This window comes from Klebsiella sp. MPUS7, assembly GCF_009905335.1.
GTDB classification, from domain to species: domain Bacteria; phylum Pseudomonadota; class Gammaproteobacteria; order Enterobacterales; family Enterobacteriaceae; genus Klebsiella; species Klebsiella grimontii.
This window is the reverse complement of the sequence record NZ_CP047604.1, coordinates 4,836,838-4,848,851: the sequence shown is the minus strand read 5'-3', so window position 1 is coordinate 4,848,851 and position 12,014 is coordinate 4,836,838. Positions and strand designations below refer to the sequence as shown.

Here is a 12,014-nt window from a genome sequence, read left to right as displayed (position 1 = left end):
CTTATTTCAAGCTACGGATATCGGCGAAATGACCGGTCACGGCCGCCGCCGCTGCCATTGCCGGGCTGACCAGGTGAGTGCGTCCGCCGCGGCCCTGACGGCCTTCAAAGTTACGGTTGCTGGTGGAGGCACAGCGCTCGCCCGGATTCAGACGGTCGTTGTTCATCGCCAGGCACATGGAGCAGCCCGGTAAACGCCACTCAAAACCGGCTTCAATAAAGATTTTATCCAGGCCTTCTGCTTCGGCCTGCGCTTTCACCGGACCGGAACCCGGTACGACCAGCGCTTGAACGCCCGGCGCGACTTTGCGGCCTTTGGCGATCTCGGCCGCCGCGCGTAAGTCTTCGATACGCGAGTTGGTGCAGGAACCGATAAAGACTTTATCAATGGCGACTTCGGTTAACGGCACGCCAGATTTCAGCCCCATATAGGCCAGCGCTTTCTCAGCGCTCGCGCGCTCTACCGGGTCGGAGAATGAGGCCGGATCCGGAATGATGTCGGTAACGGAGATCACCTGGCCCGGGTTAGTGCCCCAGGTGACCTGCGGGGCAATCTCTTCCGCCTGCAGGGTGACAACGCTATCAAACGTCGCGCCATCGTCGGTGGTCAGGGTTTTCCAGTAAGCGACGGCGTCGGCAAAATCTACGCCTTTCGGCGCGTGCAGACGGCCTTTGACGTAATCAAATGTGGTCTGGTCCGGCGCCACCAGGCCCGCTTTCGCGCCCATTTCGATCGCCATATTGCACAGGGTCATACGGCCTTCCATGCTTAAATCGCGAATGGCTTCACCGCAGAACTCCACGACGTGACCGGTCCCGCCGGCGCTGCCGGTTTTACCGATAATCGCCAGGACGATATCTTTGGCAGTGATGCCCGGCGCGGCTTTGCCTTTGACTTCGATCTTCATGGTTTTGGCGCGCCCCTGCTTCAGGGTCTGCGTCGCCAGAACGTGCTCGACTTCAGAGGTGCCGATACCGAAGGCCAGCGCGCCGAATGCGCCATGGGTTGCCGTGTGGGAGTCCCCGCAGACGATGGTCATACCCGGCAGGGTGACGCCCTGTTCCGGCCCCATCACGTGGACGATGCCCTGGAAAGGGTGGTTCAGGTCATACAGCTCAACGCCGAACTCTTTGCAGTTTTTAATTAACTCCTGCATCTGGATACGCGCCATCTCGCCGGACGCATTAATGTCTTTCGTCTGCGTCGAAACGTTGTGATCCATCGTGGCGAAGGTTTTACCCGGCTGACGCACCGGACGTTTATGCGCGCGCAGGCCGTCAAACGCCTGCGGCGAGGTCACTTCGTGAACCAGATGGCGGTCTATGTACAGCAGCGGGGTTTCGTTTTGCGCTTCATAAACCACGTGAGCATCAAACAACTTTTCGTATAACGTCTTCGCCATGATTACACCCCTTCAGCGACATAGCGGGCAATGATATCGCCCATTTCATCGGTACTGACCGCCGCCGCGCCGCGGGCTAAATCGCCGGTACGCACGCCTTCTTCTAATGCTCGGTTGATCGCATTTTCAATCGCTGTTGCCGCGCTATCGGCATCCAGGCTGTAGCGCAGCAGCAGCGCCAGCGAGAGGATCTGCGCGATCGGGTTCGCGATGTTCTTACCGGCGATGTCCGGCGCGGAGCCGCCTGCGGGCTCGTATAAGCCGAAGCCCTGCTCGTTGAGGCTGGCGGACGGCAGCATTCCCATTGAACCGGTGATCATGGCGCATTCGTCAGACAGAATGTCGCCGAAAAGGTTGGAACACAGCAGAACGTCAAACTGGGACGGATCTTTAATCAGCTGCATGGTAGCGTTGTCGATATACATATGCGACAGCTCAACGTCAGGATACTGTTTGCTGATTTCGCTGACGATTTCACGCCACAAAATAGAAGACTGCAGCACGTTCGCTTTGTCAATCGAGGTCACTTTGTGGCGACGCTTGCGGGCGGACTCGAAGGCGATATGGGCGATACGCTCAATCTCAAAGCGATGATACACCTCGGTATCAAACGCTTTCTCGTGCTGGCCGCTGCCTTCGCGGCCTTTCGGCTGGCCGAAGTAGATGCCGCCGGTCAGTTCGCGGACGCATAAAATATCGAAGCCGTTGGCGGCGATATCGGCGCGCAGCGGGCAGAATTCTTCCAGACCCTGGTACAGCTTAGCCGGACGCAGGTTGCTAAATAATTTGAAGTGCTTACGCAGAGGCAGCAGCGCCCCGCGCTCCGGCTGTTCCGCGGGCGGCAGATGCTCCCATTTCGGTCCGCCAACGGAGCCGAACAGAATCGCGTCGGCCTGCTCGCAGCCTTCGACGGTAGACTGAGGCAGCGGAGTGCCCTGACGGTCAATGGCGATACCGCCCACGTCATGCTGGCTGGTGGTAATGCGCATATCAAAACGGTGGCGAACGGCTTCCAGTACTTTCAACGCCTGGTTCATCACTTCCGGGCCAATACCATCACCTGGTAAAACAGCAATATGGTAATTCTTCGACATTACACGGTTTCCTTATTGTTCTCTTTATTCTGAGCTTTGCGTTGCAACTCTTTTTCGACTTCAGCGGCGCGCCAGATGTTGTTCAGGACGTGAACCATGGCTTTCGCGGAAGACTCCACAATATCCGTCGCCAGACCCACGCCGTGGAAGCGGCGGCCGTTGTAGTTAGCCACGATGTCAACCTGACCCAGCGCGTCTTTACCCTGGCCTTTAGCGTTCAGGTCATATTTAACTAACTCAATCTCATAGCCGGTGATGCGGTTAATGGCCTGATAAATGGCGTCCACCGGGCCGTTACCGTTAGCGGCCTCAGCTTTTGTCTCATCGCCGCAGGCCAGCTTCACGGAGGCGGTTGCGATATCGCTGGAACCGGACTGCACGCTGAAGTAATCGAGGCGGAAATGCTCCGGTTCTTCCTGCTGTTTGTTAATGAAGGCTAACGCCTCCAGGTCATAGTCGAATACCTGGCCCTTCTTATCCGCCAGCTTCAGGAACGCATCATACAAATGGTCCATGTTGTAGTCGGTTTCTTTATAGCCCATCTCTTCCATACGGTGTTTCACCGCTGCGCGGCCGGAGCGGGAAGTCAGGTTCAGCTGTACCTGGTTCAGCCCGATAGATTCTGGCGTCATGATTTCGTAGTTTTCGCGATTCTTCAGCACGCCATCCTGGTGAATACCGGAAGAGTGGGCGAAGGCGCCGGTACCGACGATCGCTTTGTTGGCAGGAATCGGCATATTGCAGATCTGGCTCACGGTCTGGCTGGTACGCCAGATTTCCTGGTGATTAATGCGGGTGTGCACATTCATAATGTCTTTGCGCACTTTGATGGCCATGATCACCTCTTCCAGAGAGCAGTTACCGGCGCGTTCGCCGATACCGTTCATCGCGCCTTCCACCTGACGAGCGCCGGCGTGGACCGCGGCGAGGGCGTTACCGACCGCGATGCCCAGGTCGTCATGGGTATGGACGGAGATGATGGCTTTGTCGATATTGGGGACGTGTTCGTACAGACCGGTGATAATGTTGGCGAATTCGAACGGCATGGTGTAGCCGACGGTATCCGGAATATTGATGGTCGTTGCGCCTGCATTAATCGCGGCTTCAACAACGCGAGCCAGATCGGCGATCGGCGTACGGCCAGCGTCTTCACAGGAAAACTCGACATCGTCAGTGTAGTTACGCGCGCGTTTCACCATATAGATCGCCCGTTCGATAACTTCATCCAGGTTACTGCGCAGCTTGGTCGCGATATGCATCGGCGAGGTGGCGATAAAGGTGTGAATACGGAACGCTTCTGCGACTTTTAATGATTCCGCCGCAACGTCGATATCTTTTTCTACGCAGCGCGCCAGCGCGCAAACGCGGCTGTTTTTGATGGTGCGCGCAATGGTTTGTACGGACTCAAAGTCGCCAGGGGATGAGACCGGAAAACCGACTTCCATCACGTCAACGCCCATCCGCTCAAGGGCCATAGCAATCTGCAGTTTTTCTTTCACACTCAGGCTGGCTTGTAACGCTTGTTCACCGTCGCGTAAGGTCGTATCGAAAATAATGACTTGCTGGCTCATGGTTTAGATCCTTGTTCTCTGTCCTGGCGCCTTGCTTGCGAGCATAAAAAAACCCGCGCATTGGCGCGGGTTTTATAGTCTTGCTGGAAGATGACTTAACGATGAACGTCGCCCAACAGCCTACCGCGCAAAATGGATGCGTTTAGTAGTAGTAGGCTGAGAAAGCGAATGCTGCGAATCATTGCGTCATGCTCCAGATGAAATCGTTATGCTTTTAGAGTTACTGGATATGGGGTTTGATGTCAACCCTTGGGTGAAGAAAAGGCCTTTTTACCTGAGAGGGGAATTAGCTAATTGTGCTGACAATCGCGCTTTTTTGCCGATGATCCTTTTTAGGGTATCGGGACATGTTGAGATAATTTCACCATTTGATAATTTTCATTTTCAATTGCCGCTTCGTGGATATGGCGCATGATCAGCTTCATATCTTAATGAAAACGCTAAATTTATTTGTTTTGTGAATGTGTTCATACATATGAAAGTGAATTATCAATGATAATAAAATGTGAATTTTAGGGGAGGGTTAAATTGATATTGTAATAGCGCTTAAATTATAGTTAACCGTTGCTGTTATTGTTTATTTTTAATATTTATGGGTACACTTAATTCCATCAAGTAAACGATATGGTTTGGGTTGTCACGGGAAGGTTTAAAAGCCGATTTTCTGGTGCTACTCATAACCTTGATATATTCCTAAAATTCATCTTTGCTCTTTTGCAAATGTCATATGCATGATAAATGATATTTCAGAATTAATTACTGCACTTTGGCAAAGGGAATTTAGCGTGACAGTGGAGTTAAATATGTTAAAAGAAGATACTGAATATAAATCAACCTCTGAGGTAGAAAACACTAAACCTCAGCTGCGGATGGTCGACCTCAATCTGCTAACCGTATTCGATGCGGTTATGCAGGAACAAAATATCACCCGTGCGGCGCATTCCCTGGGCATGTCGCAGCCGGCGGTCAGCAATGCGGTATCACGGCTGAAAGTGATGTTTAATGATGAGCTGTTTGTTCGTTATGGACGCGGCATCCAGCCAACGGCGCGCGCTTATCAGCTATTTGGTTCTGTACGGCAGGCATTGCAATTAGTGCAGAACGAATTGCCGGGCTCGGGCTTTGAGCCGCTTAGCAGCGAGCGGGTGTTTAATTTATGCGTTTGCAGCCCGCTGGATAACGCGTTGACTTCGGTTATTTTCAATAAAGTTGGCGAGATCGCGCCCAACATTCATTTGGTCTTTAAATCGGCATTGAATCAAAACACGGAACATCAATTACGTTATCAGGAAATCGAATTCGTCGTTGGCTATGAAGAGTTTCGTCGCCCTGAGTTTGCCTGCGTGCCTTTATTTAAAGATGAAATGGTTTTGGTGGCGAGCCGTAAACATCCACGTATTTCTGGCCCGATGATGGAAAACGATATTTATCAGGAGGAGCACGCCGTTGTCGCTCTCGATCGTTACGCCTCATTTAGCCAGCCATGGTACGACACTGCTGATAAACAATCGCGTATTGCCTATCAGGGGAACGCGATGGTCAGCGTATTAAATGTGGTTTCTCAAACCAACATGGTCGCTATCGCACCGCGCTGGTTAGCCAGCGAGTTTGCCGATAAGCTGGATTTGCAAATATTACCTTTGCCGCTGAAAGTGAATAGCCGTACCTGCTATCTTTCCTGGCATGAAGCGGCGGGCCGTGATAAAGGCCATCAGTGGATGGAAGAATTGCTGGTGAATATCTGCAAGCGATAAACGGTCGCAATACAAACGGGGGCTTCGGCTCCTGCTTTGTGTGACAAAATTCACTAAATGTAGAATTTTATTCTGTTTGCATTTCTCAGCCTCTCGCGCTGTCAGTTAAAAAATGGATGATTTGCTGTAGTTGGTTATTTTCCCCGAGTATTGACTATCATATTTTCTTATCTCCGAAGTTTTTCACCGTGTTTTACCTGCAAACCTTTCTTTTATCCTTTTAATGCCTCTTATGCGCCGACGGTCGCCAATTGCCTGCCCGTTAGCGAGCAGTTATGGTAACGGCATGCAGTCTATTCACCTCACTACGAAGCCATTGCGCTTCGTCTTGTGCGAGCGCGCGGAAATCGGATTCCGCTGTCGTTAAAAACAATAAGCCGGGAGGCAAACCATGGAGATGTTGTCAGGAGCCGAAATGGTCGTCCAGTCGCTGGTCGATCAGGGCGTCAAGCAGGTATTCGGTTATCCCGGGGGCGCTGTCCTCGATATCTATGACGCGTTACACACCCTGGGCGGTATCGATCACGTTCTGGTCCGCCATGAGCAAGCTGCCGTTCATATGGCGGATGGCCTTGCCCGCGCAACCGGCGAAGTCGGGGTGGTGCTGGTCACTTCCGGTCCGGGGGCGACTAACGCGATAACCGGCATTGCGACGGCTTATATGGATTCCATTCCGCTGGTGATTCTTTCCGGCCAGGTTGCGACCTCCTTAATCGGCTACGATGCTTTCCAGGAGTGCGACATGGTTGGCATCTCCCGACCGGTGGTCAAACACAGCTTTCTGGTCAAGCAAACCGAAGATATTCCTGGCGTGCTGAAAAAAGCGTTTTGGCTGGCGGCCAGCGGGCGTCCCGGTCCGGTTGTCGTCGATTTACCGAAAGATATCCTCAATCCGGCCAAAAAACTGCCGTACGTCTGGCCGGATACGGTTAGCATGCGCTCGTATAACCCGACGACGTCGGGCCATAAAGGGCAGATTAAACGTGCGCTGCAGACGCTGGTAGCGGCAAAAAAACCGGTGGTGTATGTCGGCGGCGGGGCGATTAACGCGCAATGTGAACCGCAGCTGTATACACTGGTTGAGAAGCTGAAGCTGCCGGTGGCGTCTTCGCTGATGGGGCTCGGCGCCTTTCCGGCATCGCACCAGCAGGCGCTGGGGATGCTGGGCATGCATGGCACTTATGAAGCCAACATGACCATGCACAATTCCGACGTGATTTTCGCCGTTGGCGTGCGCTTCGACGATCGTACGACAAATAATCTGGCCAGGTACTGTCCGAACGCGACGGTACTGCATATCGATATCGATCCTACTTCTATATCCAAGACGGTGCCTGCCGACGTGCCTATCGTTGGCGACGCCCGCCTGGTGCTGGAACAGATGCTGGAGCTGCTCGAACACGAGGAGACCCAGCAGCCGCTGGATGAAATCCGCGACTGGTGGCAGCAGATTGAACAGTGGCGCGCGCGTCACTGCCTGCAATACGACACGCAAAGCGGCAAGATTAAACCGCAGGCGGTAATTGAAACCATCTGGCGGCTGACTCACGGCGATGCGTACGTGACGTCCGACGTCGGTCAGCATCAGATGTTCGCGGCGCTCTATTATCCTTTCGACAAACCGCGGCGTTGGATTAACTCCGGTGGTCTCGGGACCATGGGATTCGGCCTTCCCGCCGCGCTGGGCGTGAAGATGGCGCTGCCGGAAGAAACGGTGATTTGCGTGACCGGCGACGGCAGCATCCAGATGAATATTCAGGAGCTCTCCACCGCGCTGCAGTACGAGCTGCCGGTGCTGGTGCTGAACCTTAATAACCGCTATCTCGGGATGGTGAAGCAGTGGCAGGATATGCTCTACTCCGGCCGTCATTCGCAGTCCTATATGGAGTCATTGCCTGATTTTGCTCGCGTAGCGGAAGCCTACGGCCATGTGGGAATTCGTATTAGCGACCCGCAGGAGCTGGAAGCGAAGCTAGCCGAGGCGCTGGAGCAGGTACGTAACAATCGACTGGTTTTTGTCGATGTCACGGTTGACGGCAGTGAGCATGTATACCCCATGCAAATTCGTGGCGGCGGTATGGACGAGATGTGGCTGAGCAAAACGGAGAGGACCTGATTATGCGCCGGATATTATCAGTATTACTGGAGAACGAATCGGGCGCTTTATCCCGCGTGATCGGCCTCTTTTCACAGCGCGGTTATAATATTGAAAGCCTGACGGTAGCGCCGACGGACGATCCGACGTTATCCAGAATGACGATTCAGACCGTTGGCGATGAGAAAGCGATTGAGCAGATCGAAAAGCAGCTGCACAAGCTGGTGGACGTTCTGCGCGTTAACGAACTCGGGCAAGGCGCGCACGTAGAGCGCGAGATTATGCTGGTGAAAGTGCAGGCCAGCGGCTATGGGCGCGATGAGGTCAAGCGCAATACGGAAATCTTCCGCGGACAAATTATCGACGTCACGCCGTCTATCTATACCGTTCAGTTGGCGGGAACCAGCGACAAGCTTGATGCGTTTTTAGCGTCGCTGCGCGATGTGGCTCGTATTGTTGAGGTAGCCCGCTCCGGCGTTGTCGGATTGTCGCGTGGCGACAAAATCATGCGCTGAGCAGCGCAAACTGACGTAAAAATAGCCCGACACCCCCTGTCGGGCTATTTTTTTGCGAAATCGGTGGGAACTGTGGACTAAAGCGGTTGCTGCACTTACTTTTCTGCGCTTAGATGTTATAAAAACGAATCCATACCTGAAGAATGGTTATGTTCTGTACTTATTACCCAAGGGGCAATTGTGAAACTGGATGAAATCGCCCGGCTGGCCGGTGTCTCTCGAACTACCGCTAGCTATGTGATTAATGGTAAAGCGAAGCAGTATCGCGTCAGCGATAAAACTGTTGAAAAGGTGATGGCGGTTGTTCGTGAGCACAACTATCACCCGAATGCGGTTGCTGCAGGCTTGCGTGCAGGACGTACGCGTTCCATTGGCCTGGTTATCCCGGACCTGGAAAACACCAGCTATACGCGCATCGCAAATTACCTGGAGCGTCAGGCGCGCCAGCGCGGCTATCAGCTGCTGATCGCCTGTTCCGAAGATCAACCGGATAACGAAATGCGTTGCATTGAGCATCTGCTGCAGCGTCAGGTCGATGCGATTATCGTTTCCACCTCATTACCTCCTGAGCATCCGTTCTATCAGCGCTGGGCTAACGATCCGTTCCCGATTGTTGCCCTTGACCGCGCGCTCGATCGTGAGCACTTCACCAGCGTCGTCGGCGCCGATCAGGACGACGCTGAAATGCTTGGGGCGGAGTTACGTAAATTCCCTGCTGAAACGGTGCTGTACCTTGGCGCACTGCCGGAACTTTCGGTGAGCTTCCTGCGTGAGCAGGGATTCCGTACGGCGTGGAAGGACGATCCGCGAGAGGTGCATTTCCTCTACGCTAACAGCTACGAGCGCGAAGCCGCGGCCCAGCTTTTCGAAAAGTGGCTGGAAACTCATCCGATGCCTCAGGCGCTGTTTACAACTTCATTTCCGTTACTGCAGGGGGTGATGGACGTCACGCTGCGCCGGGAAGGGAAGCTGCCTTCGGAACTGGCGATTGCCACTTTTGGCGATAATGAGCTGCTGGATTTCCTCCAGTGCCCCGTTTTAGCCGTTGCTCAGCGTCATCGCGACGTTGCGGAACGCGTGCTGGAGATTGTGCTCGCCAGCCTTGATGAACCGCGGAAGCCGAAACCGGGGTTAAGCCGCATTCGGCGCAATCTTTATCGCCGCGGCAGTCTGAACCGCCGCTAGTGCGTTATCAGGATTATTCGTTACGCATTCGCCAGACGGTTACGCGTCTGGCGATAATTCGATGAGATGACGTAAAAATTGCAGGGTTAAGCATCTTTCAGACAAATCCTTAATCTTCCTGACATCTCTTTTAATTTTATTCTTAGCCTTCTTTATTTTGCGCTTTAATTAGCCCATTAAGGGATTAATGAATTTAGTTGTATTATTTTGTTACATTCGGCGGGTGAGTTGCTGAATTAACACCCGTTTCCTCGCTATTATGAAAGCCATAAGCGCTGTACTCCGCAGTAAGAGTGCCTCTCCTGCGAAAACTGGTACTGTTAACGGTCACCAGAATGGCCTAAAATGCCGCTCGCGTCGCAAACTGACACTTTATATTTTCCCCGCGAAGATATTTTGCTGCTTTAACTGTTACAAGTTTGTTGGTTGTTTTCTTACCGATATTCATAACGTTAATTTGCCTCGTTTGTTGGTTGATTTTTCCTCAGGGCGAATATCGGCTGTAAATAATGGGTTTTTGAGCTCTGTTGGCATTCGTGCTGGCTTGACAAGCTTTTCCTCCGCTCCGTAAACTCCTTCTTGTGGGAATTTGTGGGGTAAAGTGGCGAAAAGGGGTGAGGCTGGCATGTTCCGTGGGGCAACGTTAGTCAATCTCGACAGCAAAGGCCGTCTGGCCGTACCGACGCGCTACCGCGACGGGCTGATCGAGGATGCTTCCGGTCAATTGGTGTGCACCATTGACATCCATCACCCGTGCCTGCTGCTTTACCCTTTGCCTGAATGGGAAATCATTGAGCAAAAATTATCGCGTTTATCGAGCATGAACCCCACCGAGCGGCGCGTACAGCGTTTGCTTTTGGGACATGCCAGCGAATGTCAGATGGATAGCGCCGGGCGGCTATTAATAGCGCCGGTGCTGCGGCAACATGCCGGGCTGACAAAAGAAGTGATGCTGGTCGGGCAGTTCAATAAGTTTGAGCTGTGGGATGAAACGACCTGGTATCAACGGGTCAAGGAAGATATCGACGCTGAGCAGTCCGCTTCCGGGGAACTGTCGGAGCGCCTGCAGGATTTGTCTTTGTAAAATGATGGAAAATTATAAACACACTACGGTACTGCTGGATGAAGCCGTTAACGGCCTGAATATTCGTCCAAATGGTATCTACATTGATGGTACCTTTGGTCGCGGCGGCCACTCGCGCCTGATTCTCTCCCAGCTGGGAGCGGAGGGACGTCTGCTGGCGATCGATCGCGATCCGCAGGCTATCGCCGTCGCGAAAACTATCGATGATCCCCGCTTTTCCATCGTTCATGGTCCTTTTTCTCAGCTGGCCGACTATGTTGGCGAGCGCAATCTCACCGGTAAGATCGACGGTATTTTGCTCGATCTTGGCGTCTCCTCGCCGCAGCTGGATGACGCTGAACGTGGTTTTTCGTTTATGCGCGATGGCCCGCTGGATATGCGTATGGATCCGACGCGCGGTCAATCTGCCGCTGAATGGCTACAAACCGCCGACGAGGCGGACATCGCCTGGGTTATCAAAACCTTTGGCGAAGAGCGCTTTGGTAAACGCATCGCCCGCGCCATCGTCGAACGCAACCGCATCGAACCGATGACCCGCACCAAAGAGCTGGCGGAAGTCGTTGCGGCGGCGACGCCGGTGAAAGACAAATTCAAACATCCCGCGACCCGTACCTTCCAGGCGGTGCGCATTTGGGTGAACAGTGAACTGGAGGAGATAGAGCAGGCGCTAAAAAGCTCGCTCAGCGTGCTGGCCCCGGGCGGGCGGCTCTCAATCATCAGTTTCCACTCGCTGGAAGACCGTATTGTGAAGCGCTTTATGCGCGAGCAAAGCCGCGGTCCGCAGGTTCCGGCAGGGTTACCGATGACCGAAGAGCAGCTTAAAAAACTGGGCGGCCGTGAGCTAAGAGCATTAGGCAAGTTGATGCCGGGCGAAAAAGAGGTAGCTGAAAATCCTCGTGCCCGTAGTTCAGTTCTGCGTATTGCAGAGAGGACGAACGCATGATCGGCAGAGTGACAGAAGCCCTAAGCAAGGTGAAAGGGTCGATAGGAAGCAACGAGCGCCATGCTTTGCCTGGCGTGATCGGAGACGACCTTCTGCGGTTTGGGAAGCTGCCACTCTGCCTGTTCATTTGCATCATTATCACGGCGATTACGGTGGTGACAACGGCGCACCATACTCGCCTCTTAACCGCGCAGCGCGAACAGCTGGTGCTGGAACGCGACGCGCTGGATATTGAATGGCGCAACCTGATCCTCGAAGAGAACGCTCTCGGCGATCACAGTCGGGTTGAGCGGATCGCGACCGAGAAGCTGCAGATGCAGCACGTCGATCCATCACAAGAAAATATCGTTGTACAGAAATAAGGATTATTG

General features: G+C 53.4%; 12 protein-coding genes. 8 read left to right on the top strand and 4 right to left on the bottom strand.

Annotated features, from left to right (window positions below):
- Position 1: 1 nt before the first annotated feature.
- The 4 genes from leuC to leuL form a co-directional block, all read right to left on the bottom strand.
- The gene (gene leuC, locus GUC22_RS22640; protein WP_004872192.1) at positions 2-1,402 is read right to left on the bottom strand and encodes a 3-isopropylmalate dehydratase large subunit; all 1,401 of its coding nucleotides are present in this window, start codon (positions 1,400-1,402) and stop codon (positions 2-4) included.
- 2 nt (positions 1,403-1,404) lie between these two features.
- Positions 1,405-2,496, bottom strand: a complete 1,092-nt coding sequence (gene leuB, locus GUC22_RS22635; RefSeq protein WP_004872190.1) for a 3-isopropylmalate dehydrogenase — start codon at positions 2,494-2,496, stop codon at positions 1,405-1,407.
- Positions 2,496-4,067: a 2-isopropylmalate synthase gene (gene leuA / locus GUC22_RS22630; protein ID WP_004128923.1), complete on the bottom strand. Its 1,572-nt coding sequence runs from the start codon at positions 4,065-4,067 to the stop codon at positions 2,496-2,498. The genes leuB and leuA overlap by 1 nt, the downstream gene beginning before the upstream one ends.
- Before the next feature lie 95 nt (positions 4,068-4,162).
- Positions 4,163-4,249, bottom strand: coding sequence for a leu operon leader peptide (gene leuL / locus GUC22_RS27635; protein WP_009654551.1), 87 nt, complete (start codon positions 4,247-4,249; stop codon positions 4,163-4,165).
- 26 nt (positions 4,250-4,275) lie between these two features.
- On the opposite strand from leuL, the gene GUC22_RS22620 reads away from it, so the two are divergent.
- The 8 genes from GUC22_RS22620 (at position 4,276) to ftsL (ending at position 12,005) form a co-directional block, all read left to right on the top strand.
- On the top strand, positions 4,276-4,482 hold the full coding sequence (locus GUC22_RS22620; RefSeq protein ID WP_128805007.1) for a hypothetical protein: 207 nt from the start codon (positions 4,276-4,278) through the stop codon (positions 4,480-4,482).
- A gap of 370 nt (positions 4,483-4,852) precedes the next feature.
- Positions 4,853-5,821: a transcriptional regulator LeuO gene (gene leuO, locus GUC22_RS22615; RefSeq protein WP_098067380.1), complete on the top strand. Its 969-nt coding sequence runs from the start codon at positions 4,853-4,855 to the stop codon at positions 5,819-5,821.
- A 391-nt stretch (positions 5,822-6,212) separates the two neighbouring features.
- Positions 6,213-7,937 carry an acetolactate synthase 3 large subunit gene (gene ilvI / locus GUC22_RS22610; protein WP_004872187.1) on the top strand — a complete coding sequence of 575 codons (1,725 nt, stop codon included), beginning with the start codon at positions 6,213-6,215 and terminating at the stop codon, positions 7,935-7,937.
- Positions 7,938-7,939: 2 nt separating this feature from the next.
- Positions 7,940-8,431: an acetolactate synthase small subunit gene (ilvN, locus tag GUC22_RS22605; RefSeq protein ID WP_004098573.1), complete on the top strand. Its 492-nt coding sequence runs from the start codon at positions 7,940-7,942 to the stop codon at positions 8,429-8,431.
- Positions 8,432-8,611: 180 nt separating this feature from the next.
- Positions 8,612-9,616 carry a catabolite repressor/activator gene (cra, locus tag GUC22_RS22600; protein ID WP_004098577.1) on the top strand — a complete coding sequence of 335 codons (1,005 nt, stop codon included), beginning with the start codon at positions 8,612-8,614 and terminating at the stop codon, positions 9,614-9,616.
- Positions 9,617-10,241: 625 nt separating this feature from the next.
- Positions 10,242-10,700, top strand: a complete 459-nt coding sequence (gene mraZ, locus GUC22_RS22595) for a division/cell wall cluster transcriptional repressor MraZ (protein WP_004108122.1) — start codon at positions 10,242-10,244, stop codon at positions 10,698-10,700.
- A 1-nt stretch (position 10,701) separates the two neighbouring features.
- Positions 10,702-11,643, top strand: coding sequence for a 16S rRNA (cytosine(1402)-N(4))-methyltransferase RsmH (rsmH, locus tag GUC22_RS22590; protein ID WP_004128935.1), 942 nt, complete (start codon positions 10,702-10,704; stop codon positions 11,641-11,643).
- A complete protein-coding gene (gene ftsL, locus GUC22_RS22585) occupies positions 11,640-12,005 on the top strand; it encodes a cell division protein FtsL (protein ID WP_002888550.1) in 366 nt (121 codons plus the stop codon). The genes rsmH and ftsL overlap by 4 nt, the downstream gene beginning before the upstream one ends.
- Positions 12,006-12,014 lie beyond the last annotated feature (9 nt).